Below are 26,840 nucleotides of genomic sequence, written 5' to 3'. Positions count from 1 at the left end.
CTGGGATGGGTGGTGGGGAGGCGCGGTGAGGTGTTCGCCTGAGGGGACGGCGATGGCGCGTTCGCACGTGAGACGCGGGTTGCGCATTCGCGGGGAGATCGGTGACGCCGAGTACTCCCGACCGCATAGGCTTAGCGAGACGATGGAGAGAGGAGGCGACACGTGATAGAGCTCGAAAGGCTCCCCGAGCTCGTAGACCCGGTGCTCATTGCCGCGTTCGAGGGGTGGAACGACGCGGGCGAGGCCTCTAGCGGTGTGATCGCCCATCTCGAGTCCGCCTGGAAGGCCGAGCCGCTGATCGCGCTCGACCCGGACGACTACTACGACTTCCAGGTCACCCGGCCCGTCGTGGAGATGGGCGAGGGGCTGACGCGTTCGATCGTGTGGCCGACGACGCGCCTGTTGCGCGCCCGCCCGCCGGGTCTGGAGCGCGACGTCGTGCTGCTGCGCGGCATCGAGCCCAACATGCGCTGGCGCTCGTTCTGCGCCGACATCATCGAGATCTGCCGCGAGCTGGGCATCGAGCTGGCCGTCATGCTGGGCGCGCTGCTCAACGACTCGCCGCACACCCGGCCCGTGCCCATTCTCGGCGGCGCGACGGACGAGGCGCTGGCCCGTTCGACGAACCTGGAGCTGAGCCGCTACGAAGGCCCGACCGGCATCGTCGGGGTGCTGCAGCACGCTTTCGGCGAGGCGGGGCTCGACGCCATCTCGCTGTGGGCGTCGGTGCCGCACTACGTGGCCCAGCCGCCCAACCCGAAGGCGACGCTCGCGCTGCTGCGCCGCCTGGAGGACATGCTGGAGATCCCCATGCCCCTGGGCGACCTCGACGAGGAGGCCCGCGCGTGGGAGCGCGGCGTCGACGAGCTGGCCTCGCAGGACAGCGAGGTGGCCGAGTACGTCAAGGAGCTGGAGGAGCGCAAGGACGCCGCCGAGTTGCCCGAGGCCAGCGGCGACGCGATCGCGGCGGAGTTCGAGCGCTACCTGCGCCGCCGCGACCGGGACACTGACAGCTAACCCTCAGGGATAAAAACCGCGAAATTTTCGGGATTTCGGGTAATAATCGGGGCCGTACAAGATTGCACCAAGTTGCGGTTCCAGACACAAAGCTCGATAAATCCGGAAAACACCCTCGGCTTCGCGCCGTGATGCCTACTCAACTGACCGCGCACGTTAGGCACGCCATGGCGACTTCCCATGTTGACCCGCACCAAAGAAGTCAGGACACCAGGCGCCGCATCCTCGAGATGGCCGTCTCCCTCCGGGAGGACCGCTCCGGGGGCTCCGTGGACCACTTCCTCGCGCTGCTGCAGGACCGCCTTCCGCTCTGGCTGAGCATTCTTCACAATCTCTCCTATCGCATCGGAAAAGGGTGCGTAGCGGACAACCTTCTCCCCATTGCCCGGGCGGGCATTAATTACTACATCGACGTACAAAGTGCGGCACTTCCCGCTTTCACCTCGCCGAACGTGACGGTCCGCTTCCGCGAGGCCGTCCGCGACACGGGTCTGGGGCCGCGCACCGAGGTCGCGCCGCTGGCCGCGTACCTGGCGGCCGAGCAGGACCTCGGCCGGATAGGGCCGGAGGTGGACCCGGAGGCCAGCGCGCGACTGCTGATCGCGGGCTGCTTCCATCGGGCCTACCTCGAGATGTTCGTCGGCGCCGACGCCGGCCCGACGCTGGAGGCCAGCGCTCGCGAGATCGTCCGCGAGCTGCGCCTCGATCCCGTCCCCGCCTGACGGCGGCAACACCCCGGCCCCGCCCGCGGCGACCCCGCGGGCGGGGCCGGGGTGTTCGCGCGTGCAAAACCTTGCCAAGAGGCTGAACACGCGTTTAGCATGCTGAACATGTGTTCAGCGCATTCGGACCTGACCGCGCAGGCCAAGATCCGCGACGCGGCCATCGCCCACTTCGCCCGCGACGGCTTCCAGAAGACGAACCTGCGGGCCGTCGCCGCCACCGCGGGCGTGAGCGCCGCCCTGGTCATCCACCACTTCGGCAGCAAGGAGAAGCTGCGGAGCGCCTGCGACGACCATGTGCTCGGCGTGCTGGTACGGCGGGCGCACGACGCCGGGACGCCCAACCTGCTGGGCGAGTTCATGGCGGACCCGGAGGAGTACCAGCTCAAGGTGCGCTACATGGTCCGGGCGATCGAGGAGGACACCCCCGCGGGGGGCAGGTTCGTCGACACGCTGGTGGCCGAGTCGGAGTCGATCCTGCGGGCCGGGATCGCCGAGGGCTCGGTGCGGCCGTCCTCGGACGTGCGGGCGATGGCCGTGCTCACCGTGCTCACCAGCCTCGCCATGCTGACCATGGCGCCACCCCTGACGCGCGCGCTCGGGCACGAAGGCTTCGGCCCCGAGGTCCTGCGCCGGATGACGCTGCCCACGCTGGAGCTCTTCACCCACGGCCTGTACGCGGACGACGCGCCGCTGAAGGCGGCCACGGCCGCCTGGGAGGCCTCTCAAGAGAACAGGGACGAATGACCGATGACGACCCCCATTCCCGCTCTGACCCCACTCCAGGACACCCTGTGGCTGACACTGTGCGGCAGGGCGCTCGACAACCGCCTGCCCCGCCCCGTCCTGGGCGACCGGATGGCCGACGAGATCGTCCGCGAGGTCGGCTACGACTACGGCAAGCTCCACATCCCCTCCTCCAGCGCCCTCTACATCGCGCACCGGGCCAGGAAGCTGGACGAGATCGCCCAGCGCTTCCTCCTCCGCCACCCCGACGCGATCGGCCTCGATCTGGGGGCCGGCCTCGACAGCCGGGCGCTGCGCATCGCCCCGCCGCCCACCGCCGAATGGCACGACGTCGACTTCCCCGAGGTCCTCGCTGCCCGGCGGCGGCTACTGCCGGATGAAGCCAGGCCCCACGACCTCGCCGCGGACGTCACCGACCCCGCATGGCTGGACGGCCTGCCCTCCGACCGGCCGGCGGTGATCGTCGCCGACGGGCTGATCGCGTTCCTCTCCCTGGAGGAGATGATCGCGCTGGTGAACCGCCTCATCGGCCACTTCCCCACCGGCGAGATCGCCTTCAACGGCTACAGCACATTCGCCGTGTGGGCCCAGAAGCGGTTCGCCGTCGGCAAGAACATCATCGACGTCTCCAAGTTCCCCGGCCTCGACGACCCAAGGGAGCCCGAACGCTGGCACCCGAAGCTGAAGCTGGTCAAGGAGGTCCTGATGACACGGGAGCCCGAGGTGGCCGGGTTCCCGGCGTGGCTGCGGCTGATGAACCGCCTGACCGCGCCCAGCGCGGTGTTGTCGCGGAAGGGGAACGTGGTTCTCCACTACCGCTTCTAGGGTTAGACTGATTGTCAGTCGCACTGACGATCTGGAGAGCTGACCATGATTCTGATCACCGGCGGGCTGGGCTTCATCGGCACGCACACCACCCAGGCCCTGCTCGACCTCGGCGAATCCTGCGTGCTCGTCCAGCGCAGGCCCGCCGTGCTGCCCGAGAGGTTCGCGGACGCGCCCGTCGTCGTCGAGCAGGCCGACCTCACCGACGAGGCGGCCCTCCTGGCCGTCGGCGAGCGGCACAAGATCACCGGCATCGTGCACCTCGCCGGCTCCATCCCGTGGCCGCCCGGCGCGTACCAGCCCCTGGAGGGCGCGGACAAGTCCATCCGGAGCCTCCTGAACGTGTTCCGCGCCGCGAGCGAGTGGCAGGTGACGCGGCTCGGCCTGGCCAGCACGATCGGCGTGTACGGCGGCGTCACCGGCGAGGGCGCGCTCCAGGAGGACCTCCCCCTGCCGATGACGTCACCCCACCCGATCCCGGCGTTCAAGAAGATCGGCGAGCTGCTCGGCGACCATCTGGCCGGGGCCATGGGCCTCGACGTGGTCCACTACCGCATCGGCGCCATCTGGGGGCCGCTCGGCCACCCCCAGTCGCCGTTCTTCGCCGCTCCCCAGCTCGTGCACGCCGCCGCGCGCGGCACCGAGCCCGACCTGTCCACGCTGCGCGCCGGCGCGTACATGGAGGACGGCATCGACCTGTGCTACGCGAAGGACTGCGGCCGCGCTCTCGCGCTGCTCCAGCTCGCGGACCGGCTGGCCCACCGCACGTACAACGTGGCCTCCGGGAGGGCGACGACCAACGGCGAGGTCGCCGCGGCGATCAGGAAGCTCGTTCCCGACGCCCAGGTCGGCCTTCCGGAGGGCCGCAACCCCGCCGCGCAGAACACCTGGCTCGACATCACCCGCCTGCGCGAGGACACGGGATACGAGCCCGCCTACGACCCCGAGCGGGCGGTCGCCGACTACCTGGCCTGGCTGCGCGCCGGGAACGAGCGTTAGGCGCGGGCGCTCAGCCTCCGAGCGCGGCCAGGCGGCCGACCGTACCGTTGACGGCCTGCATGTACACGGCCTCGGTCAGCTCGGCGACGCGCGCCCAGCCGTACCTGTCGCGGGCCCTGCGAGCCCCGGCGGCGGCGAGCGCGGCCCGCTTGCCGGGGTGGTCGAGGACGTCGCTCAGCGCCCTGGCCAGGGCGCGCGGGCGGCGCGGCGGCACCAGGACTCCGCAACCGGCGACCGTGTCCAGGTGTCCCCCGACCGCCGAGGCCACGACGGGCACGCCGCAGGCCATCGCCTCGATCGCCACCATGCCGAACGGCTCGTACCACGGCACCGTCACCAGGACGTCGGCCGAGCGCATGAGGGCCGGCACGTGCTCGCGGGGCACGCTGCCGATCACGTGGACCCGGCGTTCGAGCCCGTACGCCCGTGCCAGCTCGTACAGTCTGACCGCCTCCTCGTCGTCCTGGCGGCCGCCCGCGATCACCAGGTCGGCGTCCGGGATCCGGCGCAGCGCCCTGATCAGGGTGTCCACGCCCTTGCGCGGCACCAGCCTGCCGATGCTGAGGATCAGCTTGCCGCCCGTGCGCGGCGCCACCGGCCCGCCGGGGCGGAACACCGACAGGTCCACCCCGCACGGCACGACCGCGATGCGCCGTTCGGGGACGCCCATCGCGCGCAGTTCGGCCACCTCGTCGCCGCAGGTGGCCAGCACGGCGTCGGCGCGCCTGCCGATCGCGCGCTCGGCGTCGATCCGGTGGGCGGGGCTGGTGTCGGCGTCGCCCTGCCAGCGCCGCTTGACGGTGCCGAGCGCGTGGAACGTCTGCACCACCGGCACCCCGCCGGCCGCCCGCAGCGCCGCCTGCCCGCTCATCCAGAAGTGGGCGTGGACGACGTCCGGAGGGCTCGCGGCCCAGCGGTCGGCCAGGCGCTCGCTGAACTCGGCCAGGTACGGGGGCAGCTCGTCCTTGGGGACGGGGACCGGCGGCCCGGCCGTGACGTACTCGACCGTGACGCCCGGCGCCATGGTCACCGACCCGGGCTGCCGCCCGGACGAGCGCCGGGTGTGGACGACGACCGTGTGCCCGCGCCCGGCCAGCGCGCGGGCCAGCTCGGCGACGTGGACGTTCTGGCCGCCGGAGTCGACGTCGCCGACCTGCGCCAGCGGGTCCGCGTGCTCGGAGATGAGATCGACCTTCACTGCGTCAGCTCCCTCACTGCCTTGACCACCTGCTCGCTTGTCACGTGGGACAGGCACGGATGCCCGGGCACCGGGCAGGCGCGCGCCCCGCTTGCGCGGCAGGGCGCCTCCTGGTCTCCGAGCAGCACCGTGGGCACGCCGTACGGGGCCCACCGCGCCGCGGGGACGACGGGGGCGAACAGGCTCACGACCGGCGTCCCGACCGCCGCCGCCAGGTGCGCGGGACCGGTGTTGCCGGCCACGAGCACCCCGGCGCCGTCGATGACGGCGGCGAGTTCGGCGAACGTGGTCACGCCTCCGAGATCGACGGCGACGCCGCCGGCCACGTAGGCGGTGAGATCACGTTCATTGCCGGTCACGACGACCCGGTGTCCGTCCTGCGCCAGCTCCCGCACGGTCCGCCTATGCCGTTCGGCCGGCCAGGTCCGCGCGGGGGCCGATACCCCTGGGTGCACCACGACGTACGTGCCTTTGCCGGCATCGGCGCCGGCATCCAGCAGGTGCCCCAAATTTCCGCCTATATCCGGCAATGGCCGCTGAACAGCGAGTTTGCCGTCATCGCCCGTCGGCAACTCGAACCCGGCCGCCCTGGCGACCGCCAGCATCCGCTCCGCCTCGGGCACGTCGACGCTCTCGTCCACGACGTGCCGGACGTCCAGGAGCGAGCCTGGGTAGTCGTCGCTGATGGCGGTGATCCTGGGGACGCCGGCCAGCCTGAGCAGCAGGGCCAACGGGAGCGCCGACTGGTGGACCGAGGCGAGGATCACCGCCTCGTCGACGCCCGCGAGCCGGCCGACCAGGTCGGCCGCCTGTCCCTTGGTGACGGGCGGCGGGGTGTGGTCGATCCACGGGGCCCGCCATTCGATCACCCGGTCCACGCCGGGCAGCAGCTCGGCCGCCGGCCTGCCGTCCGGGCCGGCCAGGAAGACCAGCTCGCGGGCCAGCGTGCGCACGGCCCTGACGGCGGGCCCGGCCAGCAGCACGGCGCCGGCGCCGTCCAGTCGCGCCACCAGCACCCGGCCCCGGTCGCCCGGGCCACGGTGGCTCACGGCGCGCACGGCCCGCCTCCTGGCCGACGCGCGCGGGACCGTTCTCATCCTCCGGCGCGGGGCCGGGTCGCACAGCACCGCTCCCGGCATGCGACCGTTCATCGCCGCCTGCGCGCGCGGGCACCAGGCGGCCGGCTCGTGGAAGATCGCGTCGATGCCGAGAAACCTCATCGTTCCCCCTCAGAGGACGGGAACCGCTACCGAGAGGAGCGATGCCCAAACCTTCCCCACGCCCATGAGATGCGCAAACAGGAGAAACGGCCTGGACTTGGTCACGCTAAGTAGTTGTTTGCCTGGTTAGGCCCCGGGTAGCTGGCGGGCACGCGACGGAGGTGGAAGGTGTTCGAAAAGCGACGTCCCGGCGCGGTGCTCTTCGACCGGGACGGGACCTTGATCAGGGACGTGCCGTACAACGGCGACCCGGACCTCGTCGAGCCCATGCCGGGCGCGGTGGAGGCGGTGGCCAGGCTCAGACGGGCCGAGGTGCCGGTGGCCGTGGTCACCAACCAGTCCGGCGTGGCCAAGGGTCTGTTGTCCCCGGACGACATGGATCAGGTGAACGCCCGGGTGGAGGAGCTGCTGGGGCCGTTCGACGCGTGGGCGATCTGCGTGCACGACGACGCCGACGGCTGCACCTGCCGCAAACCGGCCCCCGGGCTCGTGATCAGAGCCGCCGCCGTGCTCGACGTCAGCCCCCGCGACTGCGTGGTCGTGGGGGACATCGGCAGGGACATGGAGGCCGCCAGGGCCGCCGGGGCCAGGGGCATCCTGGTCCCCACCCCGCAGACGTGCCAGGAGGAGATCCTGCAGGCCGCCGAGGTCGCGGACGATCTGATCGACGTCGTCGACCTGGTGCTGAGCGACGCGGAGGCGCCGGTGCCGGCCATCAGCGCGCCGTGGGCCCGCGCCCTTGGTTGGAGCCGCTGGTGAGCCGGCGGAGGTATGAGAGCAGGTCGGCTGGGTAGACGCGAGCAACATGATGATGCTCGACTGGACCCGCAGGGCCGCCTGCCTCGAACTGGACCCGGAACTGTTCTTCCCGATCTCTCTGGAAGGTCCGAGCCAGTCGCAGGCCGAACGGGCCAAGCATGTGTGCGCCGGCTGCCCCGTACGTGAGCCGTGCCTGGAGTACGCGCTGACAACGCGGCAGGCGTACGGCGTGTGGGGCGGCACCGACCCGCAGCAGCGCAGGGAGCTCGCCGTGCGCTCGGTCGCCTGACGAACGCCCCTCAGCCGGGAAGGGCCGCCGCCAGGAAGCGCTCCCGCTCGGCCGCCTCCAGGTGGTCGCTGAACAGCACGCCGTCGAGATGGTCGACCTCGTGCTGCAGCACCCTCGCCAGCACCCCCAGCGCGCGGACCGTCACAGGCTTGCCCATCATGTCGCGGCCACGCGCTGTGACCATGTAGGAACGTTCCAGTGGCCACCACAGCCCCGGCGCCGACAGGCACGCCTCGTCGGCCGTGACCCGCCGCTCCGACAGCTCCAGGCGGGGGTTGACCAGATGGCCCGACTTGCCGTCGTAGGAGTAGACCACCACCCGTACCGGCTCGCCCACCTGCGGCGCCGCCAGGCCCGCGCGGCCGGCGCCGGCGCGCATCGTGGCGGTCAGCGACTTGACCAGGCGCCGCAGCTCCCGGTCGAAGTCTTGCACCGGCTCCGCGAGCGAACGCAGCACCGGATCGTCGAACGTGCGAATAGGCCGGACCGTCACCCGCAACTCCCCGATAGGCCACGTCGTCACCGTCAACGTTTCCCGTGACCGCGTCTCGCCAATCCCTGAGGACCCGGCTTGTAGCACAGCGGTAACAGAGGAGACCCGCGGGTGAAACCACCCGAAAGCAGTATCGGAGGGTGATCTCACTTGCGTCACACGTGCCTGTGATGCCTGGCCGGGTGCTCGGGGCCCGGCCAGGCATCTTCGACTACCTGGAGGTGCCGGCATGAGCGTGCTTGCCCTTGAGGGCGGATCTTCCCCGGAGACGGCCCCCGACGCCCTGTCGGGCTTCACGGTCGGCGTGACCGCGACGAGGCGGCGCGAGGAGTTCGGCGCGCTGCTGGAGCGGCGCGGCGCCCGCGTGGTCAGCGCCCCCGCGATCCGGCTGGTCCCGCTGGCCGAGGACGCCGACCTGCTCGCCGCGACCCGGCTCAGCCTGGCGGAGCCGCTCGACGACGTGGTGGTCACCACCGGCGTCGGCTTCCGCGGGTGGATGGCCGCCGCCGAGGGCTGGGGCCTGTCGTCCCACCTGGGCGAGCACCTGGCCAACGCGCGGCTGCTGACCCGCGGCCCCAAGGCCCGGGGCGCGGTACGCGCCGCCGGCCTCAACGACCACTGGACGCCCGCCACCGAATCGTGCCAGGAGGTCAAGCAGTACCTGCTCGACCAGGACCTGCACGGGCGGCGCATCGCGGTGCAGCAGCACGGCGAGCCGCTCAGCGACTTCGTGGCGGACCTGCGCCGGGCGGGGGCCGAGGTGATCGAGATCCCGGTCTACCGGTGGCTGCCGTACCGCGACATCTCGCCGCTGCGCCGCCTCATCAGCCAGACCATCTCCGGCTCGGTGGACGCGGTGGCCTTCACCAGCGCGCCCGCCGTACACGCGATGCTGGGCGCGGCCCGCGCCGAAGGGCTGGAGGAGTCGCTGCTCTCGGCGTTCAGCGGGACGGTCGTGGCCGCCTGCGTCGGGCCCGTCACCGCCGAGCCGCTGACCTCGCGCGGCGTGCCGACGCTGCAGCCCGAACGCTCGCGCCTCGGCGCGCTGGCCCGAGCCCTGGCCCGGCACCTGCCCGAGCACGGGGTGACCCGGCTCGTGGCGGGCGAGCACCGGCTGGAGATCCGCGGCCACGCGGTGGTGGTGGACGGCGAGCTGCGCCCGCTGCCCCCGGCCCCGATGGCGGTGCTCAAGCGCCTGGCCGACAAGCCGGGCCACGTGGTGTCCCGCGCCGACCTGCGTACCGTGCTGCCCGGCAGCGTCGCCCGCGACTCGGCCGAGCACGCCGTGGAGATGGCGATCACGCGGCTGCGGCGGGCGCTCGGGCCGAGCGGGATCGTGGAGACGGTGGTCAAGCGCGGCTACCGGCTCGCCTGCCAGTACGAGGCGGGGCTGTGATCGAACGCACGGCCACGCTCGTCCTGGCCGCGCACGGCACGCGGAGCGCCGCCGGGGAGTCGACCCTGTCGGCCCTGGCGGAGGCGGTCAGGAGGGCCCGTCCCGGGCACCGGGTCGAGCTGAGCTACCTCGAGATCAGCTCGCCCCTGCTGTCCGACGTGCTGCCCGCCGTCCGCGGACCCGTGGTCGTCGTCCCGCTGCTGCTGGCCGGCGGCTACCACGCCCACATCGACCTGCCGGAGGTCATCGCCTCCCGCCGCCCCGACGCCGTGGTCGCCGGCTGGCTGGGGCCGCACCGGCTGCTGACCTCCGCGCTGGCCCGCAAGCTGGCGCGCGCCGGCCTGCGCGCGACGGACGCGGTCCTGCTCGGGGCCGCGGGCTCCTCCGACCCGTCCGCCCTCGCCGACGTCCGCGCCGCCGCCCACCGGCTCGCCGTACGCCTGGCGCGGCCGGTCACGGCCGCCTTCGCCTCGGCCGGCTCGCCGTCCCTGGAGGAGGCCATGGAACGGCTCGCCTCGACCCCGGCCGCCCGGGTGGCCATCGCCTCGTACGTGCTCGCGCCCGGCCACTTCCACGACCGGCTGGCCTCGGCGGGGGCTGGGCTGGTCAGCGACCCGCTCGGCCCGGACCCGGACGTGGCGGCGCTCATCTGGCACCGCTACGACACCGCCCTCACCAGGCGCCACGCGCTCCCCCGGCATTCACCCGGCCTGCACCGGGCGTCCCTGTAGCGGAGGTGCGACGCCCCGCCGAGCGCCGTTCGACCCGGCGCTCGCCGGACGGTGTCAGAGGGCGATGCCCAGGAGGGCGTCGGTGAGATCGTGGACCAGGGCGGGGGCTGAGGCGTCGGGGCCGCCCTGGGCGAGAGCCTCGTCGACCCAGGCGTCGACGGCGGCCAGGGCGCCCGGCGAGTCGAGGTCGTCGGCCATCCGGGCGCGTACCGTGGCCAGCAGTTCGTCGGCGCGCGGCCCCGACGGCAGCGCGACCGCCTCCCGCCACCGCGCCAGCCGCCGCTCGGCGTCGGCCATCAGGGACGGGACGTACTCCCAGTCCGCGCGGTAGTGGTGGGCCAGCAGCACCAGCCGGACCGCCATCGGGTCGTGGGCCACCCGCAGCCTGGACACGAACACCAGGTTGCCCTTGGACTTGGACATCTTCTCGCCGTCCAGCGCCACCATGCCCGCGTGCGTGTAGAACTTGGCGAACGGCCACTCGCCGGTGAGGGCGTGCCCCTCGGAGGCGCCGCACTCGTGGTGCGGGAAGATCAGGTCCGAGCCGCCGCCCGCCACGTCGTAGCCGCCCCCCAGGCTGTCCAGGGCGATCGCCGTGCACTCGATGTGCCATCCGGGCCGTCCCCGGCCCAGCGGGGAGTCCCAGGCGGGCTCTCCGGGCCGCTCGGCCCGCCACAGCAGCCAGTCGAGAGGGTGGCGCTTGCCCGCCCTGTCGGGGTCGCCTCCGCGTTCGGCGAACAGGGCCAGCATCTCCGTCTCGTCGTAGCCGGACACCTGGCCGAACTTGGGGGCGTCGGCCACGCTGAAGTAGACGTCGCCGTCCAGGCCGTACGTGACGCCCTTGGCGGACAGCTTGGAGATCAGCTCGGCCACCCGGCCGACGACCTCGGTGACGCCCACGTACTCGCGGGGCGGCAGGATCCGCAGCGCCTCCATGTCGCCGCGGAACAGCTCGATCTCCCGCTCGGCCAGCTCACGCCAGTCGACACCGGTCTGCTCGGCCCGCTCCAGCAGCGGGTCGTCCACGTCGGTCGCGTTCTGGGTGTAGTGGACCTCGTGGCCCGCGTCCCGCCACATCCGGCCGACGAGATCGAAGGCGTGGTAGGTGTTGGCGTGGCCGAGGTGGGTGGCGTCGTAGGGGGTGATGCCGCAGACGTACATCCTGGCGGTCGGCCCCGGATCGGTCTGCCTCACCTGCTTGGCCGAGGTGTCATAGAGACTCAGCGGAATGCTCTCACCTGGGAGCTTTGGAACGTTCTGGGCAGCCCACGATCTCATGTGTTTGAGCCTATCTGTCCCGATCAGCGGTCAGGTCAGTGAACTGGTACGTCACGTCCTCCGCGGAGAGTGAGACCTCCATCACCGACAGGGAGGCGAAGACGCGCCCGCCGGGGAGTTCGTGCCGGACGATGAGCGCGCCGGGGTCGGCGGACGGCTCCGCCTTGATGAGCTCGCTCCAGGCCTCGCTCTCGAACCTGGGCAGGTACACGACGACCCGTTCGCTCGCCGGGTCCAGGCCCGTGTTCACGATCATGCTGACGCCGTCGGGCAGGTCGGTGGTGGTCAGCCGGTCGCCGTCCCAGCTGAACATGCGGATCCGCGCCAGGTCGGCGAGCACCAGGTGAAAGGGGTCGTAGCGGGTCAGGTCGGGGCCGGGCGGCTCGCCGGTGGACACGGCCCGCAGCGCCAGGTCGCCACGCGAGAGCCGGTCCGACTCCGGCGCGTGCCGGCCGCGCCCGTTGAGCAGCGCGGCGGCGCGGCGGGCCGCCGGGTTGACGGCCAGCCAGGTGCCGCCGGCCTTGAGGTCGCGCCCGCCGACCACGCCCGGATGCTCCGGCCAGTGCTCGCCCGGCGCCTCCCACGGGCGGTCGGTGAACTCGTCTCTGACGCCCATGAGGGTGAGCGTCCGCCCGGGTTTCACGATCAGCGTGCACATGGGGCAAAGGGTAATAAACGGGCTTCGGCCGCTGCCGGGAGGGGCGGGCCCTGACGGGCCCGGGAACGCTTTAGATCGGGGGCCAGGGGATGGCGGGCCAGCCTTCGGAGGGGTACGGATGCACGCCGGTGTCCAGCAGCCGCCTGACCCGCTGCCAGGTGGCCTCGACCTCCTCCAGACTCAGCAGCTCGCGCAGCCTGCGCCCGAGGGCGCCGGACTCGATGTCGCGCTCCAGTTTGGCCAGCACGGCCACCGCCTCGCGGGCGAGGGGCTTGCCGCGCCACTGCCACAGCACGGTGCGCAGCTTGTCCTCGACGGAGAAGCAGACCCCGTGATCGACCCCGTAGACGTGCCCCGTGGGCAGCGGCAGCAGGTGGCCGCCCTTGCGGTCGGCGTTGTTGACGATCGCGTCGAACACCGCCATCCGGCGCACCAGCGGATTTCGGCTCTTGACCAGCCGCTGGAGGTCGATCTCGCGCTCGGTGTCGATCCACAGCTGGACCATGCCGGGGCCGAAGGGGCCGTCGCGGTAGACGGTGGGCGGCACGATGTTCCAGCTGGTCGCCTGCGACACCTCGAACGCGGCCACCTCCCGGGCGGCCAGCGTGCCGTCGGGGAAGTCCCACAGCGGGCGCTCGCCGCGTACCGGCTTGTAGACGCAGGCGGCCGAGCGGGAGCCCAGCTTGACCGAGCAGTAGAGCGTCATGTTGGTGGCCTCGACGAGGCGGCCGGCCACCTCCAGCCGGCCGTCGCGCAGCAGCGCGAGGGCCTCGTCCTCCTGCATGGACGGCGGCTGCCGGGACGGCTTGACTGCCGGTTCGCTCTCCGGAGCGGTCATGAAGCCGCCTCACCCCCGCGATATCCGTTGAGGCGCACGCAGACGTGCCCGGAAGCGTCGAGCGGCTGTCCGCACAGCGGGCACGGTGGCCGGCCCGCGGAGACGATCTCGAGGGCCCGCTGGGTGAAGGCGCGAGCGGCTCCCGCGCTGATGCGCACCCGCAGCACCGCGGGGTCGGCGGCCTCGACGTCTTCCTCGTCGACGACCTCCTGCGCCTCGATCACCACTTGCGACCTCTCCGCGTCCCAGGCCAGCGCCATGGTGCCCACCCGGAAGTCCTCGGCGACGGGCACCTCGAGCGGCGCGTCGTCGGCCAGGTCGGCCGGGGCCAGCGCCGGGACGTGCGCGGTGCCCCCGCTCAGGCGCAGCACCTCGTCCAGCAGCTCGTCCAGCCTGCCCGCGAGGGCGGCGACCTGCAACTTCTCCAGCGCCACCGTGGTCAGTCTGCCCTCGGCCCTGGCCTGCAGAAAAAAGGCGCGCGCGCCCGGTTGCCCCAGGGCACCGGCGACGAACCTCTCTGGTGGGTCGTAGTCGAAGACCGGCATACGCTGACCTTACGTGGTTCCGGGTCCGCCGCCGACGGCGGCATCGCTCCCGGTGATGTTTTCTCCCCCGTCTTTCTCCTCCGAATCCTCGGGGAGCCGCAATTCCCCCATATCGTTGAGCCTGAGAACAAAGGGGCGCAGGGGGGCATAGCGAATGATGGTCAGGGCCGCAGGATCGGCTGTTATCCGCTGAAAGTGATCGAGGTGCAGGCCCAGAGCGTCCGCGACGATCGATTTGATCACGTCGCCGTGGCTGCAAACCAGGTAGACAGCCTTCTCCCCCAGGCGTTGATTCCACTCCCGGACCGCCGCGACGGCCCGGTGTTGCATACCGGCCAGGGACTCCCCTTCCGGAAATGTCACGGCACTGGGATGCGCCTGCACCACCTGCCACAGCGGCTCCTGGGCGAGCTCCTTCAGCGGGCGGCCGGTCCAGCCGCCGTAGCCGCACTCGATGAACCGGTCGTCGATCAGCACGTCCATCCCGCGCCCGTCGGCGACCGCGTGGGCCGTCTCCCGGCAGCGTTCGAGAGGACTGGAGACGACGGCGTCCAGCCTGACGCCCGCGACGCGGGCGGCCAGCGCCTCGGCCTGCGCCCGGCCGGCCTCGCTCAGGTGCACCCCCGGCGTACGCCCGGCCAGCACCGGGCCGGTGAGGTCCGTCAGCCCGTGGCGGGCCAAAAGCAGCGTGGTCACCCGGCAAGTGTCTCAGGCGTGGATCACAACATTTCACCGTGGGCCGCCGCCGCCGCGCCAACCGCGAACAACAGTGGTGCGTCAGCCCGATGAGCAGGTTTCTTGTTGGTAACCTGGCGGGATCATGCAGCAGCGCTATGTCGGCCACAGTGGCCTGTCGGTGTCCCGGCTGGGGCTCGGCACGATGACCTGGGGGCGTGACACCGACGCCGACGAGGCGGCCGCCCAGCTCCGGACGTTCCTGGACGCGGGTGGCAATCTCGTCGACACGGCCGACGTCTACACCGGTGGCGACTCGGAGCGGCTGCTGGGCCGGATGCTGCGCGACTCGGTGCCGCGTTCGGAGCTGGTGATCTCCACCAAGGCCGTGGTGACGCCGACCGGCCGCCGGCCGCGCGACGCCTCCAGGCGCCACCTGATCGCCGCGGTCGACGACTCGCTCAACCGGCTCGGGCTCGACTACGTCGACCTGTGGCAGCTGCACACGCACGACGCCGAGGTGCCGATGGAGGAGACCCTGGCCGCGCTCGACGCGATCGTCTCCTCCGGACGCGCCGTCTACGCGGGCGTGTGCGACTACACCGGCTGGCAGCTGGCCGTCGCGGCGGTCACCCAGAAGATGATCCCCGGCCGCATCCCGATCACCTCGGCGCAGGCCGAATACTCGCTGCTGGCCCGCGAGCCCGAGCGCGAGCTGCTGCCCGCCGCCGCCGAGCTGGGCGTGGGTGTGCTGGCCTGGTCGCCGCTGGGCCGCGGGGTGCTGACCGGGAAATACCGCACCGGCATCCCGGCCGACTCCCGGGCCGCCACCCCGCACTTCGCCGACTTCGTCCGGCCGTATCTGGATGAGCGCAGCCGCAGCGTCGTGGAGTCGGTCATGACCGCCGCCGACGGGCTCGGCGTCTCACCGCTGGCGGTCGCCCTGTCCTGGGTCCGCGATCAGCCGGGGGTCGCCTCGGCCATCGTCGGAGCCCGTACGCACGCGCAGCTCACGGGGGCCCTGACGGCCGAGGACGTGGTGCTGCCCATAGAGATCCGAGATGCCCTCGATGACGTGTCGTCACTCGACTGACCCCTCGCCCCAGGAACGAGAGACCCCCTCGCGTATCACTACTCGATACCGAATCGCAACTTTACCTGCCAAACGCCTGCGTCTCATGTCCGATGTCCATAAAGATTTCCCCCGGAAGCGACGCAGGAGGGGACGGATGGGGAGCAGGGCCGCGATCTCGGCTGGAGTTCTCGCGGTGGCGCTGGCGGCCGTCCCAGGGGCCGCGACAGCCGCGGCGGCCGACGCGCAGGACTGTACGCGCGACGGGGGCCTGCTCTCAGGGGTGACCAACACACTGTGCGACGTGGTGAACACGCTCACCGGCACGGTCGACACCCTGACCGGCGGGACCACCAAAAAGGTGACGGACGGCGTGAACGACACCACCGACGAGGTGCTCGGCCGGGTCGGAGAGGTGGCGCCGACCACCAAGGCCACGCCTGACACCAAGTCCTCGGCGTCGCCCTCCACCTCCGCGACGGGGCAGGAGGACGACTCTCAGGACAGCGCCTGCCGGCCGGGGCAGGCCTGCGTGGGCGAGGAGGACATGCAGAAGCTCTCCCCCTCGCCCGTCCCCTCTCCCTCGCGTACGTCGCGGCCCCGCGAATGGGGCGTGGAATCCCTGCCCAGCAAGAGGCCCACGGCGCCGGAGCAGCACCCGCAGACCGTGGACACGGGGCGGCCGGTGATCGAGAAGGAGACGAAGGTCGACACGGACGAGCCGCGGGTGGACCTGCTGTGGCCCAATCCGTTCGCCCATGAGCTGACCCTGCCGATGCAGGACAAGCGGGTGGTACGGCCCAGCCCGCCCGCCTCGGACGTGCTGGGGACGGCGCTGACGATCGCGCTGCTGGGGTCGGCGGTGCTGGCCACGCGGATCGTCCAGCAGCGGCGCCAGCGCACGGAGCCGATGGAGTCGATCCCCTTCGAACCGGCGCGCGCCGGCAGCGGCCCCGGCGCCGGCAACGGCCGTCACCGCGTGGCCTGAGCGGCCGCGCACCCAAGAGCGGGCCCCGGCTCGCGCGCCCAAGAGCGGGCCCGCGCCTGGTGGAACCCCCGCGCATCGAAAGCGGGGCCCCGCGACCCACGCGAGACCCCGCAACAGCCTCGGATCAGGTGCCGACGGCGTGGACGCCGCCGTCCACGTGGACGATGTCGCCGGTCGTCGCCGGGAACCAGTCCGACATGAGCGCCACGCACGCCTTGGCCGCCGGAATCGTGTCCGACAGGTCCCAGCCCAGCGGGGCCTTCGCCGGCCAGCTGTCCTCGAACTCCTTGAAGCCCGGGATCGACTTGGCCGCCATGGTGCGCAGCGGACCGGCCGCCACCAGGTTGACGCGGATGTTGTGCGGCCCCAGGTCGCGGGCGAGATAGCGGCTGCACGACTCCAGGCCCGCCTTGGCCACGCCCATCCAGTCGTAGACGGGCCACGCCTTCGTGGCGTCGAAGTCGAGGCCCACGACCGCCCCGCCCTCCTTCATGAGGGGCAGGCAGGCCACGGCGAGGGACTTGAACGAGTAGGTCGACACGTGCAGGGCCGTGGCGACGTCCTCCCACGTGGTGTTGAGGAAGTTGCCGCCCAACGCCGTCTGCGGGGCGAAGCCGATCGAGTGGACCACGCCGTCGAGGCCGTCCACGTGCTCGCCCACCCGCGCCGCGAGCGTGTCGAGCTGCTCGTTGTTCTGGACGTCGAGCTCCAGCACCGGCGCCGGCTCCGGCAGCCGCTTGGCGATGCGCTCGACCAGGCTCAGCCGGCCGAACCCGGTGAGCACCACCGTGGCGCCCTCCTCCTGGGCCAGCTTGGCCACCGAGAAGGCGATCGAGGCGTCGGTGAGCACGCCCGTCACGAGGATCCGCTTGCCTTCGAGAATTCCCACGTCAGTGCCCCATTCCGAGTCCGCCGTCAACCGGGATCACGGCCCCGGTGATGTAAGAGGCGTCGTCGCCGGCCAGGAAGCGTACGACGCGTGCCACCTCCTCGGGCGCCGCCTGGCGGCCGAGGGGGATGCGGGAGACGATCGCCTCCTGGTCGAGGTCGGCCGTCATGTCGGTGGCCACGAAGCCGGGCGCGACCACGTTGACCGTGATGTTGCGCGAGCCGTACTCGCGGGCCAGGGAGCGGGCGAAGCCGACCAGCCCGGCCTTGGAGGCGGCGTAGTTGGCCTGGCCGGCCTGGCCGGACAGGCCGACCACCGAGGAGATGAGGACGATCCGGCCGCGCTTGAGCTTCATCATCGGGCGGATGGCCCGCTTGGCCACGCGGTAGGCGCCCGTCAGGTTGGCGTCGATGACGTCGGTGAAGGTGTCTTCCTTCATCATCGCCAGCAGCGTGTCCTTGGTGATGCCGGCGTTGGAGACGAGGACCTCGACCGGGCCCTGCTCCGCCTCGACCTTGTCGAACGCGGCCTCGACGTCGGCCATGCTGGTGACGTCGCAGCGCACGCCGAACAGGCCCTCGGGCGGCTCCCCCGATCGGTAGGTGACCGCGACGGCGTCGCCGGCCGCGGCGAGTTCACGGGCGATCGCGAGGCCTATGCCGCGATTGCCCCCGGTGACGAGTACAGAGCGTGCCATGGCACCAGACGCTATCTCCTACCGGCGGGTATGCGGTTGTCCGGGTGGCACAAGATCACAGGGTTAGGATCGTGGACATGCGCCAGATCGATCCCGACTTCCTGGAGCTGCCGCTGCGGCAGCTGGCGGACGCCGCCCTGCAACGCGCCCGCGAACTCGGCGCCGAGCACGCCGACTTCCGGCTCGAACGCGTCAGAGCCGAGACGCTCAGCCTTTATGACGCCCGGCTCGAAGGCGCCATGGACGCCGACGACCTGGGCTACGCCGTGCGGGTCGTCAAGGGCGGCACGTGGGGGTTCGCGGCGGGCATCCACCTGACGCCGCAGGCCGCCGCGGCCGTGGCCGAGCAGGCCGTGCGGGTGGCGGAGGTGAGCGCCCCGATCAACCGCGAGCCCATCGAGCTGGCGCCCGAGCCGGTGCACGCCGAGGCCGTGTGGGTGTCAGAGTACGACGTCGACCCGTTCGAGGTCTCCTCGGCCGACAAGGTGAGCCTGCTGGCCGACTGGTCGGCCGGCCTGCTGAAGGGCGCCGACCACGTGTCGGCGCGGCTGCTGCAGGTCAAGGAGCAGAAGTTCTACGCCGACACGGCCGGCACGGTCACCACCCAGCAGCGGGTGCGGGTGCACCCGAAGCTCAACGCGATGAAGGCGCACGAGGGCGGCTTCGACGACATGTCGACGCTCGCGCCGCCGGTCGGGCGCGGCTACGAATACCTGACGGGCACGGGCTGGGACTGGCAGGGCGAGCTGGCCAGGCTGCCCGAGCTGCTGGCCGAGAAGCTGGCGGCGCCCTCCGTCGAGGCGGGCGACTACGACCTGGTCATCGACCCGTCCAACCTGTGGCTGACGATCCACGAGTCGATCGGCCACGCGACCGAGCTGGACCGGGCGCTCGGCTACGAGGCGGCCTACGCGGGCACCAGCTTCGCCACGTTCGACCAGCTGGGCGAGCTGGTCTACGGCTCGCCGCTGATGAACGTGACCGGCGACCGCACGGTCACGCACGGCCTGTCCACGATCGGCTACGACGACGAGGGCGTGCAGGGGCAGAGCTTCGACATCGTCAAGGACGGCATCCTGGTCGGCTACCAGCTCGACCGGCGGATGGCCCTGATGAAGGGGCTCGGGCGGTCCAACGGGTGCGCGTTCGCCGACTCGCCGGGGCACATGCCGATCCAGCGCATGGCCAACGTCTCGCTGGCGCCCGCGCCGGACGGGCCCTCCACCGACGAGCTGATCTCGGGCGTCGAGCGGGGGATCTACATCGTCGGCGACAAGAGCTGGTCGATCGACATGCAGCGCTACAACTTCCAGTTCACCGGGCAGCGGGCGTACCGGATCTCCCACGGGAAGCTGGCCGGGCAGGTCAGGGACTTCGCCTACCAGGCGACCACGACGGACTTCTGGCAGTCGATGGAGGCCGTCGGCGGGCCGCAGACGTACGTGCTCGGGGGCGCCTTCAACTGCGGCAAGGGCCAGCCGGGCCAGGTCGCGCCGGTCAGCCACGGCTGCCCGTCGGCGCTGTTCAGGGGCGTGCGGATCCTCAACACCGTTCAGGAGGGTGGCAAAGCATGAGGCCGCAGGAGATGGTCGAGAAGGCTCTGGAGCTCTCGGCGAACGACGACTGCGTGGTGCTGGTGGACGAGGATTCCACGGCCAACCTGCGGTTCGCGGGCAACACGCTCACCACGAACGGCGTCGCCCGCTCCGCCCGGCTGACCGTGATCTCGATCGCGGGGCAGAGCGTCGGGGTCGTGTCGCGGGCCGCCGTACGCGAGGATCAGCTCGCGGACGTGGTGGCGGCGGCCGACGCTGCCGCGCGGGAGGCACAGCCCGCGGAGGACGCCCGCGCCCTCGTCGAGGGCGTGCCGCAGTCGCCGCACTGGGGCTCCGCCGTCGAGCCGACCGACATCGGGGTGTTCGAGGGGTTCGCGCCCGCGCTCGGCGACGCGTTCGCGGCGGCGGAGGCGGGCGGCAGGAAGCTGTACGGGTTCGCGGAGCACTCGCTGACCTCGACGTTCCTCGGCACGTCCGCGGGCCTGCGGCTGCGCCACGACCAGCCGACCGGGCGCCTGGAGCTCAACGCCAAGTCGGCCGACCTGAAGCGCTCGGCGTGGACGGGCGTGTCCACCGAGGACTTCAGGGACGTGGACGTCTCGGCGCTCGACGCCTCGCTGACGCAGCGGCTGGAGTGGGCCAAGACCCGGGTCGACCTGCCGGCCGGGCGCTACGAGACGCTGCTGCCGCCGAGCGCGGTGGCCGACCTGATGATCTACCTGTTCTGGTCGGCGGGGGCCAGGGACGCGCTCGACGGGCGCTCGGTGTTCTCCAAGCCCGGCGGCGGCACGCGGGTGGGCGAGCGGCTGGGCACGCTGCCCGTCACGCTGTCGAGCGACCCGTCGGCGCCGGGCATCGCGTGCGCGCCGTTCGTCACGGCGCACGCCTCCAGCCGGGAGAGCTCGGTCTTCGACAACGGGCTCCCGCTCGGGCCGACCGCCTGGATCAAGGACGGGACCCTGGAGGCCCTGCTGCAGACCCGCTACTCGGCGGAGCTGAGCGGCCTGCCGGTGACGCCCGGGATCTCCAACCTGATCATGTCGGGCCCCGAGGGCGGCCGGTCCATGGAGGAGATGATCGCCTCCACGGAGCGCGGGCTCCTCGTCACCTGCCTGTGGTACATCCGTGAGGTCGACCCGCAGACGCTGCTGGTGACCGGGTTGACCCGGGACGGGGTCTACCTGGTCGAGCATGGGGAGGTCGTGGGCGAGGTGAACAACTTCCGCTTCAACGAGAGCCCGGTCGACCTGCTCGGGCGGTTGACGGAGGTGGGCGCCGCCGGGCGCACGCTGCCCCGGGAGTGGAACGACTACTTCCAGCGCACGATCATGCCGGCGGTGCGGGTGCCGGACTTCAACATGTCCACGGTCAGCCAGGCCAGCTGACCTTCCCGGGCGCGGCCCCCGCCGTGATCAGCGGGGGCCCAGGAGGGCGCCCAGGGCGTGGCTGAGAGCCTCGCCGAGGGTCTTGGTGCACGCCTCGTAGCCTTCGTACGGGCCGCCGTACGGGTCGTACACCTCGGGCGCCAGCCGCGCGTCGCGCCGTTCGGCGGCCGACTCGACGATCGCCCGCGCCCGTTCGGCCGTGTCCGAGCGATAACGGCGGTGCCCCGCCCCGGTCGCCAGTTCGGCGAACTCCGGCAGCGTGAACGTCCTGCGCTCCGCCTCGGGGGCGATCTCGACGGCCACGGCCCGGTGCCCGGCCTCCATCGTCAGCAGCAGATCGGCCGAGCTGACCAGGTCGTGGTCCAGCATCCGGGCACGGTGCGCCCGGCCGTCCAGGCCCAGCCGGTCGAGGGCCGTGATCGCGTGGGGGGCCATCGGCCGGCCGACCAGCGCGCGAACCCCCGCGCTCCCCGTCGCCACGGGCAGGTGCGCGGAGTTGAGCATCGCCTCGGCGATCACCTGCGCCATGGCGGAACGGCAGATGTTCGCCGTGCACACCAGCAGGATCCGGAACTCAACACTCACACCGGCCAATCTAACCTCTCGCCTCCGGCGAGGGGCGGGGGGACGGCTCTCCGATCCCCGGGGCCTGCACGGCCCCCTACGGCCGTCAGGGAGCCGTACGCGGCCCGTTGAGGTGTTTTCGGGTCAGGCGTCCTCGAGGCGGAAGCCCACCTTCATGCCGACCTGGAAGTGCGCGACCTCTCCCGCGTCGATGTACCCGCGGATCTCCGTCACCTCGAACCAGTCGAGGTGACGGAGCGTCTGCGAGGCCCGTCTGATGCCGTTGCGGATGGCCTCGTCGACGCTCTCCCCCGACGTTCCGACGATCTCGGTCACCCGGTACGTTCGATCCGTCATCTCCACATCCTCCTTACTCAAAGGCCATGATCGCATGACCCCTGTTCCCGCACCGGGGCGCTGTCGCACCCGGCCTGTTCCAGGTCTACGGTGGAAGATATGAAGGGGTGGCGCAGGAGACCAGACGTCCACCAGGTCACGGACGCCAAGCCGTCGCTGACGGACGACATCCGCAAGCGCGAGATCGGCTACCTCATCAAGATGGGCATCCGGACGATCTGCCTGATCCTGGCGGTCGTGGTGCCGGTGCCGTGGCCGTACCGGCTGCTGTTCATCGCCGCCGCAGTCTTTTTGCCATACATAGCCGTAATCGGGGCCAATGAGAGAGGGAAGGCTGCCCCTCCGCCTACCTTTGACACCCCTGAAGCTAACCAAACCGAGATACCGCTGCATCGACGCGAGATCGGGTCGTGACTAAGTCTTGACGCATCCCACGGGTTGTAGGTGTACGCTTTAGGCAAGCGCTCCGGTCCCCCGTCGGAGTGCTGGTGCCGGCGTTCCGGGCCCCCGTCGGAACGCCGATGACGCGACGCCGGGTGGTTTGCCCCCGTAACCACCCGGCGTCGCCCTTTCCCGGAAGTTTTTGATCAGTTGGCGACGCCGGCCTCAGTCGGATAGGGCCGCTTTCCCGAAACCGTTTGCACTCCCTCCCGCCTCGTTATTCACAGGAAATCTTCAGGCGGGAGGGCGGCTTGACTTCAAGAGTTCGTTCGAGTGTCAGCTGTCTGTCAGCGTCTCGGCCGTGGCCTGTCCCCAGTGCTTCGCCAATGTGATCAATTTCGCCGCCGCGTCGTCGGGGGCGGTCCCGGCGCCCTGGGCGAGGCCGAGCAGATACGCCGTCAGGGGCGCGGCCGGTCTCGCGACGCCGTGGGCGACCTCCTTGGTGAGATCGAGAATCAGGTCGCGGTCCACCGTGGCCGGGTCGATGCCCAGCTCCTCGCAGGCCAGGACAGTCCATTCGTTGAGCACGTTCATACGAGCCTCCTCCAGGTCATCCATTGTGTCGCAGTCGAACCAGGGCCTTCCCGGCAACGCCAGCCGTACGGCCGTGAGGGGGCCGAGCAGGCCCTTGAGTGAGCGGCCCGGGTAGGCGGCCAGGGCCCGCTTGAGCCGCGCCGTCGGCCACACCCCGGCCAGCCACTGCTCCCGCCCGCCGTCATCCACCATCACCACCCCACCGACCGGCCCCTCCTCGGGGGCCGGTTCTCGGGCATCCCCGGACGCCGGCGCCACGGCACCTCCCGCCACCGCCCCTGCGACGTCCTGAGACATCGGTCGCGCCGTCTCGCCAAGCGTCGGGTGTGCGGGGGCGGCGGGCGGCTGGGTTGCGGGGGTCGGCGGGGCCGGGTCGGCCGTGGTGTTGGGTGGCTGGGTTGTGGCGGCGTTCAGCAGGGCCGTGACGTGGGGGGCGGTGATGAACGGCAGGTCGCCCGCGAGCAGGACCACCCATGGGGCGGTGACCCCGTTCAGTCCTGCCGCCAGAGCCGGGACGGGGCCGCTTCTCGGCGGGTCCTCGCGGACGAACACCACGCCGGGGATCGGGCGCTCGGGGCCGACGACGATCGTCGTGCGGGCGTCCGCGACGGCCGTCACCACGTGCTCGACCAGGGATCTGCCACCCACGGTGAGGCCGGGTTTGTCCGCCCCGCCGAGCCGGCGCGCCTCTCCCCCGGCCAGGATCACCGCGTCGAAGGCCGGCTGACCCGGGCTCTCGGCCGAGGGCGCCACGCCGTCAGCCGCCGATGGCGGACATGGGCCGGGCCGGCTGGAGGAAGGACGGGTCGTCGATGCCGTGGCCGGCGCGCTTGCGTGCCACGGCGGCGACCCAGCGTTCGGCCAGTTCCTCGTCGGAGGCCCCCTCGCGCATGCGCGTCTTCAGGTCGGACTCCTCCCTCGCGAACAGGCAGTTGCGTACCTGGCCGTCGGCGGTGAGCCGGACCCGATCGCAGGACCCGCAGAACGGGCGCGTCACCGATCCGATCACCCCGACCCGGCCGGGGCCCCCGTCCACGAGGAACCGCTCGGCCGGCGCGCTGCCGCGCTCCTCCAGGTCGTCCACCGTGAGGTCGAACCCGCCCGACAACCGGTCGAGGATCTCGTCGGCGGTGACCATGCCCTCGCGGGTCCAGCCGTGCTGGGCGTCGAGGGGCATCTGCTCGATGAAGCGCAGCTCGTAGCCCCGGTCGAGGCACCACCGCAGCAACGGTACGGCCTCGTGGTCGTTGAGGTCGCGCATGAGCACCGCGTTCACCTTGACGGGACGCAGGCCCGCGGCGTCGGCGGCGGCGAGGCCGGCGATCACGTCGGCGTGCCGGTCCCGGTGGGCGAGCCGCTTGAACGTGTCGCGGTCGAGCGTGTCGAGCGAGACGTTGACCCGGTCCAGCCCGGCGGCGGCCAGCGGCTCGGCCAGCCGGGCCAGCCCGATGCCGTTGGTCGTCAGCGAGACCTGCGGCCTGGGGGTCAGGGCGGTGGTACGGGCGACGATGTCGACCAGCTCGCGCCTGATGAGCGGTTCGCCGCCGGTGTAGCGGACTTCGGTGATGCCCAGGCGTTCGACGCCTATGGTCACGAGGCGGACGATCTCGTCGGCGGTGAGGAGCTTCGCGTTGGGGAGCCAGTCGAGGCCCTCGGGCGGCATGCAGTACGTGCAGCGCAGATTGCACTTGTCCGTGAGGGACACCCGCAGATCCGTCGCCACCCGTCCGAACGAGTCTCGCAACATGGGGCGTCACCTCCTGTTCGTTCGCCAGAGGGCCAGACTACGACGCCTGTCCGGCGACGCTCAAAATCACTCCTTCACCGCACGACAACACTTTGCGCCCTAGATCGATTCCACACGAACAGCCCAGAACCGCGAAAAACGCCGCACGCGGTCGGCGTCAGGGGGTTCATCCCGCCGCCTCGTACCATGCCTCGCGGGCGTTCATCAGTTCGGCCAGGTGGTTTCTCGACCACTCGCAGCCGGCGTTCATGGGTTCGATGAGGCTGCGGCCGAGGTCGGTCAGCTCGTACTCGACGCGCGGCGGGATCTCGTCGTACGCGGTGCGGGTGAGGAAGCCGTCGCGCTCCATGGCGCGCAGGGACTCGGTGAGGACCTTCGGGGTGATGCCGCGCAGCGTGACCTGGAGTTCCTTGAAGCGGCGCGGGCCCGATTCCAGGCAGCGGATGAGCTTCGCGGTCCACTTGTCGCCGATGCGGATCGGCGCGACTACCGGAGGGCATCCGGTGAACATGTCCGGATCGAGTGGCTCGGCCATCCCGACATCGTAGGTAACTATCGTTGCGGAAAGCGATATCTCGCCCTTTACCGTCTCCGCTGAGTGGCCGGGGAGGCCGGCCCAGGCAGAAGGGGTGTGGTGAAGGTGAGCAAGATCGTGGTGTTCGGCGCCGGTGGGCGGGCCGGGGTGCGGGTGGTCGCGGAGGCGGTCGGGCGGGGGCACGAGGTGACGGCCGTCGTCCGGGATCCCGGGAAGTACGCGGGCGCGTGGGGTACTTCCGGGGCGGGTTCGTCCGGGGCGCGGGTGAGGGTGGTGGCCGGGGATGTCACCGACCTTGCGGGCGTGGCGGAGGTCGCGGCGGGGCACGACGCGGCCGTTCAGGTGACGGCCCGGCTGGACATGTCGTCGGAGGAGTTCTACACGGCGGCGGCCCGGGCGCTGGTCGGCGGGCTGGGGCAGGCCGGGGTGTCCCGGCTGGTGGCGGTCGGGATCGGGAGCCTGCTGGAGGTCTCGCCGGGGGTGCGGCTCGTGGACACGCCGGACTTCCCGGCCGAGGCGCGGGCGTTCTCGCTGGGGCATGCGGCGGAGTTGGAGGTGTTCGAGAAGTCGGGGCTCGATTGGGTGGTGCTCGCGCCGCCGCCCGTGCTCCTCGACGAGTCGGCGTCCCGGACCGGGCGTTATCGGATCGGGGGCGGGGAGGTGCCGGCGTTGGAGCCCGCGTTCTCGTTCGCCGACCTGGGGGTGGCGGTGGTGGACGAGGTCGAGCGGCCCCGGCACCACCGCGTCCAGGTTGCCGTGTCGTACTAGCCACCGCCGGGTTGTCGTGCTTCCGGGACGTCTTCGCCGCGCCGCCGCTTCCGGACCGCGCGGGTGGTGGGGCGTCCTGGGGCAGCCCGAGCGATGGAGCGTTCTGGGGACGTGAGGTGCGGGACGTGTGGCATGCAGGACATGCGCGGGCACACGGCGCACGCTGGGCGTCGGTTGCGCCGGGCTCTGGGTGCCGCCGGGCTTGGGGCGCGGGAGGTGAGGCGTGCCCGGGACGTGAGGTCTTGCGGCGGGGAGTGTGGGGCGGTGGGAGGTTGGGGAAAGGGGTCGAAAGGGGAAACGCCCGGCCGGGAAAGGCCGGGCGTTTCGGGGTGGATCAGCGGCGGCCGACGACCTTGACCCAGTCCTTGCCCTCCGCCGGGGAGAGCGAACGGGAGCCCTCGAAGACCGCGCGCCACGTACCCGACGTACGGGCCGGAACCCGCGTCGAGAAGTAGCCCTTGCCGCTGGTCCTGATGGTGTCCACGTACTCCCAGCGGCCGCTGCCGTCAGGCTGGAAGAGGATCACGATCCGCTTCCAGGCAAGACGGTGCCAGCGCTCCGAGTCCTGGCAGTAGTCGGCTTTGTGCACCGACACGAAGCCACTGATGTAGTCCTCGTCGCACTGCACGGAGAGCTTGCCCTCGAGAGTGATGGGCCGGCCCCGCCATGCGGGCTCGGGATTCGCGTCGAACTGCAGGCTCGTGTAGCCCGCGACATCCGGGTCCAGGCCCGGGTCCGGGTCCGCGAGCGCGGGCGAGGCGGCGGTCGCCACCATCGTCGCGCCCAGGGCGGCAGCCGCCAGGCCGGCGGCTAGACGTCGCATCTTCAAAATGGAATTCCTTCCCCGTCTCGGACACGGCCCCAAGTCGGGGCCATGTCAACGCCAATGACGCGTAAGGGTAAGGAAAAGTTGTAGT

At 71.6% G+C, this 26,840-nt stretch carries 31 protein-coding genes; 15 read left to right on the top strand and 16 right to left on the bottom strand.

Going from position 1 to position 26,840, the window contains the following annotated elements:
* The first annotated feature begins 162 nt into the window (after positions 1–162).
* From ABZX61_RS36900 to ABZX61_RS36880, 5 genes are all read left to right on the top strand, one after another.
* Positions 163–1,017 (top strand): PAC2 family protein, encoded by an 855-nt coding sequence (locus ABZX61_RS36900; protein ID WP_355200825.1) that lies wholly within the window; start codon positions 163–165, stop codon positions 1,015–1,017.
* A 230-nt stretch (positions 1,018–1,247) separates the two neighbouring features.
* Positions 1,248–1,739: a hypothetical protein gene (locus tag ABZX61_RS36895; RefSeq protein WP_355200823.1), complete on the top strand. Its 492-nt coding sequence runs from the start codon at positions 1,248–1,250 to the stop codon at positions 1,737–1,739.
* Positions 1,740–1,847: 108 nt separating this feature from the next.
* Entirely contained in the window at positions 1,848–2,486 is a 639-nt protein-coding gene (locus ABZX61_RS36890) for a TetR family transcriptional regulator (RefSeq protein WP_355200822.1), read from the top strand.
* A gap of 3 nt (positions 2,487–2,489) precedes the next feature.
* Positions 2,490–3,311, top strand: a complete 822-nt coding sequence (locus ABZX61_RS36885) for a class I SAM-dependent methyltransferase (protein WP_355200821.1) — start codon at positions 2,490–2,492, stop codon at positions 3,309–3,311.
* 45 nt (positions 3,312–3,356) lie between these two features.
* Positions 3,357–4,310 carry an NAD(P)-dependent oxidoreductase gene (locus tag ABZX61_RS36880; RefSeq protein WP_355200819.1) on the top strand — a complete coding sequence of 318 codons (954 nt, stop codon included), beginning with the start codon at positions 3,357–3,359 and terminating at the stop codon, positions 4,308–4,310.
* Between the two features lie 10 nt (positions 4,311–4,320).
* Here the strand turns inward: ABZX61_RS36880 and ABZX61_RS36875 are convergent, their stop codons facing one another.
* Positions 4,321–5,508: a glycosyltransferase gene (locus ABZX61_RS36875; protein WP_355200817.1), complete on the bottom strand. Its 1,188-nt coding sequence runs from the start codon at positions 5,506–5,508 to the stop codon at positions 4,321–4,323.
* Positions 5,505–6,728: a glycosyltransferase family 9 protein gene (locus tag ABZX61_RS36870; RefSeq protein ID WP_355200816.1), complete on the bottom strand. Its 1,224-nt coding sequence runs from the start codon at positions 6,726–6,728 to the stop codon at positions 5,505–5,507. Before ABZX61_RS36870 ends, ABZX61_RS36875 begins: the two co-directional genes overlap by 4 nt.
* Before the next feature lie 168 nt (positions 6,729–6,896).
* Between ABZX61_RS36870 and ABZX61_RS36865 the strand changes: the two genes are divergently transcribed.
* A complete protein-coding gene (locus ABZX61_RS36865; RefSeq protein WP_350735325.1) occupies positions 6,897–7,487 on the top strand; it encodes an HAD-IIIA family hydrolase in 591 nt (196 codons plus the stop codon).
* A 46-nt stretch (positions 7,488–7,533) separates the two neighbouring features.
* Positions 7,534–7,776 carry a WhiB family transcriptional regulator gene (locus tag ABZX61_RS36860; RefSeq protein WP_355200814.1) on the top strand — a complete coding sequence of 81 codons (243 nt, stop codon included), beginning with the start codon at positions 7,534–7,536 and terminating at the stop codon, positions 7,774–7,776.
* A 10-nt stretch (positions 7,777–7,786) separates the two neighbouring features.
* Here ABZX61_RS36860 and ABZX61_RS36855 read toward each other — a convergent pair whose 3' ends face one another.
* Complete coding sequence (locus ABZX61_RS36855) at positions 7,787–8,299, bottom strand: peptide deformylase (protein WP_355200813.1); 513 nt, start codon at positions 8,297–8,299, stop codon at positions 7,787–7,789.
* Positions 8,300–8,498: 199 nt separating this feature from the next.
* Here ABZX61_RS36855 and ABZX61_RS36850 point away from each other — a divergent pair, with 199 nt between their 5' ends.
* Together ABZX61_RS36850 and ABZX61_RS36845 are read left to right on the top strand one after the other, a co-directional pair.
* Entirely contained in the window at positions 8,499–9,665 is a 1,167-nt protein-coding gene (locus ABZX61_RS36850; RefSeq protein WP_350735320.1) for a uroporphyrinogen-III synthase, read from the top strand.
* Complete coding sequence (locus ABZX61_RS36845) at positions 9,662–10,396, top strand: CbiX/SirB N-terminal domain-containing protein (RefSeq protein ID WP_350735318.1); 735 nt, start codon at positions 9,662–9,664, stop codon at positions 10,394–10,396. The genes ABZX61_RS36850 and ABZX61_RS36845 overlap by 4 nt, the downstream gene beginning before the upstream one ends.
* Before the next feature lie 54 nt (positions 10,397–10,450).
* On the opposite strand, the gene mshC is transcribed toward ABZX61_RS36845, so the two are convergent.
* From mshC to ABZX61_RS36820, 5 genes are all read right to left on the bottom strand, one after another.
* Positions 10,451–11,674, bottom strand: coding sequence for a cysteine--1-D-myo-inosityl 2-amino-2-deoxy-alpha-D-glucopyranoside ligase (gene mshC, locus ABZX61_RS36840; protein WP_355200810.1), 1,224 nt, complete (start codon positions 11,672–11,674; stop codon positions 10,451–10,453).
* A 10-nt stretch (positions 11,675–11,684) separates the two neighbouring features.
* Complete coding sequence (locus ABZX61_RS36835; protein WP_355200808.1) at positions 11,685–12,332, bottom strand: NRDE family protein; 648 nt, start codon at positions 12,330–12,332, stop codon at positions 11,685–11,687.
* Between the two features lie 70 nt (positions 12,333–12,402).
* Positions 12,403–13,170 carry an SCO1664 family protein gene (locus ABZX61_RS36830; protein WP_350735314.1) on the bottom strand — a complete coding sequence of 256 codons (768 nt, stop codon included), beginning with the start codon at positions 13,168–13,170 and terminating at the stop codon, positions 12,403–12,405.
* On the bottom strand, positions 13,167–13,715 hold the full coding sequence (locus ABZX61_RS36825; protein WP_355200806.1) for a DUF3090 domain-containing protein: 549 nt from the start codon (positions 13,713–13,715) through the stop codon (positions 13,167–13,169). The genes ABZX61_RS36830 and ABZX61_RS36825 overlap by 4 nt, the downstream gene beginning before the upstream one ends.
* 9 nt (positions 13,716–13,724) lie before the next feature.
* Positions 13,725–14,411, bottom strand: a complete 687-nt coding sequence (locus ABZX61_RS36820) for a histidine phosphatase family protein (protein ID WP_350735311.1) — start codon at positions 14,409–14,411, stop codon at positions 13,725–13,727.
* 124 nt (positions 14,412–14,535) lie between these two features.
* On the opposite strand from ABZX61_RS36820, the gene ABZX61_RS36815 reads away from it, so the two are divergent.
* The gene (locus ABZX61_RS36815; protein WP_355200804.1) at positions 14,536–15,483 is read left to right on the top strand and encodes an aldo/keto reductase; all 948 of its coding nucleotides are present in this window, start codon (positions 14,536–14,538) and stop codon (positions 15,481–15,483) included.
* 136 nt (positions 15,484–15,619) lie between these two features.
* Positions 15,620–16,450, top strand: a complete 831-nt coding sequence (locus tag ABZX61_RS36810) for a hypothetical protein (RefSeq protein WP_350735308.1) — start codon at positions 15,620–15,622, stop codon at positions 16,448–16,450.
* A gap of 124 nt (positions 16,451–16,574) precedes the next feature.
* Here the strand turns inward: ABZX61_RS36810 and fabI are convergent, their stop codons facing one another.
* Both fabI and ABZX61_RS36800 read right to left on the bottom strand, forming a co-directional pair.
* Positions 16,575–17,339: an enoyl-ACP reductase FabI gene (fabI, locus tag ABZX61_RS36805; RefSeq protein WP_350735306.1), complete on the bottom strand. Its 765-nt coding sequence runs from the start codon at positions 17,337–17,339 to the stop codon at positions 16,575–16,577.
* A 1-nt stretch (position 17,340) separates the two neighbouring features.
* Positions 17,341–18,036, bottom strand: a complete 696-nt coding sequence (locus ABZX61_RS36800; protein WP_350735304.1) for a beta-ketoacyl-ACP reductase — start codon at positions 18,034–18,036, stop codon at positions 17,341–17,343.
* A 77-nt stretch (positions 18,037–18,113) separates the two neighbouring features.
* Here ABZX61_RS36800 and ABZX61_RS36795 point away from each other — a divergent pair, with 77 nt between their 5' ends.
* Together ABZX61_RS36795 and ABZX61_RS36790 are read left to right on the top strand one after the other, a co-directional pair.
* Positions 18,114–19,610: a TldD/PmbA family protein gene (locus ABZX61_RS36795; protein WP_355200802.1), complete on the top strand. Its 1,497-nt coding sequence runs from the start codon at positions 18,114–18,116 to the stop codon at positions 19,608–19,610.
* On the top strand, positions 19,607–20,977 hold the full coding sequence (locus ABZX61_RS36790; protein WP_355200800.1) for a metallopeptidase TldD-related protein: 1,371 nt from the start codon (positions 19,607–19,609) through the stop codon (positions 20,975–20,977). The genes ABZX61_RS36795 and ABZX61_RS36790 overlap by 4 nt, the downstream gene beginning before the upstream one ends.
* Before the next feature lie 27 nt (positions 20,978–21,004).
* Here ABZX61_RS36790 and ABZX61_RS36785 read toward each other — a convergent pair whose 3' ends face one another.
* Complete coding sequence (locus tag ABZX61_RS36785; protein WP_355200799.1) at positions 21,005–21,562, bottom strand: hypothetical protein; 558 nt, start codon at positions 21,560–21,562, stop codon at positions 21,005–21,007.
* A gap of 123 nt (positions 21,563–21,685) precedes the next feature.
* A complete protein-coding gene (locus ABZX61_RS36780; RefSeq protein ID WP_350735297.1) occupies positions 21,686–21,898 on the bottom strand; it encodes a dodecin in 213 nt (70 codons plus the stop codon).
* 99 nt (positions 21,899–21,997) lie between these two features.
* On the opposite strand from ABZX61_RS36780, the gene ABZX61_RS36775 reads away from it, so the two are divergent.
* Positions 21,998–22,312, top strand: a complete 315-nt coding sequence (locus ABZX61_RS36775) for a DUF3099 domain-containing protein (protein WP_350735295.1) — start codon at positions 21,998–22,000, stop codon at positions 22,310–22,312.
* Positions 22,313–22,615: 303 nt separating this feature from the next.
* Here the strand turns inward: ABZX61_RS36775 and ABZX61_RS36770 are convergent, their stop codons facing one another.
* The 3 genes from ABZX61_RS36770 to ABZX61_RS36760 form a co-directional block, all read right to left on the bottom strand.
* A complete protein-coding gene (locus ABZX61_RS36770; RefSeq protein WP_355200797.1) occupies positions 22,616–23,626 on the bottom strand; it encodes an NTP transferase domain-containing protein in 1,011 nt (336 codons plus the stop codon).
* A gap of 4 nt (positions 23,627–23,630) precedes the next feature.
* A complete protein-coding gene (gene moaA, locus ABZX61_RS36765; RefSeq protein WP_355200796.1) occupies positions 23,631–24,620 on the bottom strand; it encodes a GTP 3',8-cyclase MoaA in 990 nt (329 codons plus the stop codon).
* Positions 24,621–24,786: 166 nt separating this feature from the next.
* A complete protein-coding gene (locus tag ABZX61_RS36760) occupies positions 24,787–25,155 on the bottom strand; it encodes a helix-turn-helix domain-containing protein (protein WP_350735291.1) in 369 nt (122 codons plus the stop codon).
* A 105-nt stretch (positions 25,156–25,260) separates the two neighbouring features.
* On the opposite strand from ABZX61_RS36760, the gene ABZX61_RS36755 reads away from it, so the two are divergent.
* Positions 25,261–25,923 carry an NAD(P)H-binding protein gene (locus ABZX61_RS36755; protein ID WP_355200794.1) on the top strand — a complete coding sequence of 221 codons (663 nt, stop codon included), beginning with the start codon at positions 25,261–25,263 and terminating at the stop codon, positions 25,921–25,923.
* Between the two features lie 334 nt (positions 25,924–26,257).
* On the opposite strand, the gene ABZX61_RS36750 is transcribed toward ABZX61_RS36755, so the two are convergent.
* Positions 26,258–26,746 (bottom strand): hypothetical protein, encoded by a 489-nt coding sequence (locus ABZX61_RS36750; protein ID WP_355200792.1) that lies wholly within the window; start codon positions 26,744–26,746, stop codon positions 26,258–26,260.
* Between the last annotated feature and the right edge of the window lie 94 nt (positions 26,747–26,840).

The organism is Nonomuraea sp. NPDC003709, assembly GCF_040610775.1.
Lineage (GTDB): Bacteria > Actinomycetota > Actinomycetes > Streptosporangiales > Streptosporangiaceae > Nonomuraea > Nonomuraea angiospora_A.
This window is presented reverse-complemented; position numbering and strand designations above follow the sequence as displayed.

Bases quoted from the DNA above. Each gene is read 5' to 3' on its own strand.
- ABZX61_RS36895 (WP_355200823.1), top strand. From the start codon at position 1,248: ATGGCCGTCTCCCTCCGGGAGGACCGCTCCGGGGGCTCCGTGGACCAC.
- ABZX61_RS36890 (WP_355200822.1), top strand. From the start codon at position 1,848: ATGTGTTCAGCGCATTCGGACCTGACCGCGCAGGCCAAGATCCGCGAC.
- ABZX61_RS36885 (WP_355200821.1), top strand. From the start codon at position 2,490: ATGACGACCCCCATTCCCGCTCTGACCCCACTCCAGGACACCCTGTGG.
- ABZX61_RS36880 (WP_355200819.1), top strand. From the start codon at position 3,357: ATGATTCTGATCACCGGCGGGCTGGGCTTCATCGGCACGCACACCACC.
- ABZX61_RS36870 (WP_355200816.1), bottom strand. From the start codon at position 6,728: ATGAGGTTTCTCGGCATCGACGCGATCTTCCACGAGCCGGCCGCCTGG.
- ABZX61_RS36860 (WP_355200814.1), top strand. From the start codon at position 7,534: ATGATGATGCTCGACTGGACCCGCAGGGCCGCCTGCCTCGAACTGGAC.
- ABZX61_RS36850 (WP_350735320.1), top strand. From the start codon at position 8,499: ATGAGCGTGCTTGCCCTTGAGGGCGGATCTTCCCCGGAGACGGCCCCC.
- mshC (WP_355200810.1), bottom strand. From the start codon at position 11,674: ATGAGATCGTGGGCTGCCCAGAACGTTCCAAAGCTCCCAGGTGAGAGC.
- ABZX61_RS36835 (WP_355200808.1), bottom strand. From the start codon at position 12,332: ATGTGCACGCTGATCGTGAAACCCGGGCGGACGCTCACCCTCATGGGC.
- ABZX61_RS36830 (WP_350735314.1), bottom strand. From the start codon at position 13,170: ATGACCGCTCCGGAGAGCGAACCGGCAGTCAAGCCGTCCCGGCAGCCG.
- ABZX61_RS36825 (WP_355200806.1), bottom strand. From the start codon at position 13,715: ATGCCGGTCTTCGACTACGACCCACCAGAGAGGTTCGTCGCCGGTGCC.
- ABZX61_RS36815 (WP_355200804.1), top strand. From the start codon at position 14,536: ATGCAGCAGCGCTATGTCGGCCACAGTGGCCTGTCGGTGTCCCGGCTG.
- ABZX61_RS36810 (WP_350735308.1), top strand. From the start codon at position 15,620: ATGGGGAGCAGGGCCGCGATCTCGGCTGGAGTTCTCGCGGTGGCGCTG.
- ABZX61_RS36800 (WP_350735304.1), bottom strand. From the start codon at position 18,036: ATGGCACGCTCTGTACTCGTCACCGGGGGCAATCGCGGCATAGGCCTC.
- ABZX61_RS36795 (WP_355200802.1), top strand. From the start codon at position 18,114: ATGCGCCAGATCGATCCCGACTTCCTGGAGCTGCCGCTGCGGCAGCTG.
- ABZX61_RS36790 (WP_355200800.1), top strand. From the start codon at position 19,607: ATGAGGCCGCAGGAGATGGTCGAGAAGGCTCTGGAGCTCTCGGCGAAC.
- ABZX61_RS36780 (WP_350735297.1), bottom strand. From the start codon at position 21,898: ATGACGGATCGAACGTACCGGGTGACCGAGATCGTCGGAACGTCGGGG.
- ABZX61_RS36775 (WP_350735295.1), top strand. From the start codon at position 21,998: ATGAAGGGGTGGCGCAGGAGACCAGACGTCCACCAGGTCACGGACGCC.
- moaA (WP_355200796.1), bottom strand. From the start codon at position 24,620: ATGTTGCGAGACTCGTTCGGACGGGTGGCGACGGATCTGCGGGTGTCC.
- ABZX61_RS36760 (WP_350735291.1), bottom strand. From the start codon at position 25,155: ATGGCCGAGCCACTCGATCCGGACATGTTCACCGGATGCCCTCCGGTA.
- ABZX61_RS36750 (WP_355200792.1), bottom strand. From the start codon at position 26,746: ATGCGACGTCTAGCCGCCGGCCTGGCGGCTGCCGCCCTGGGCGCGACG.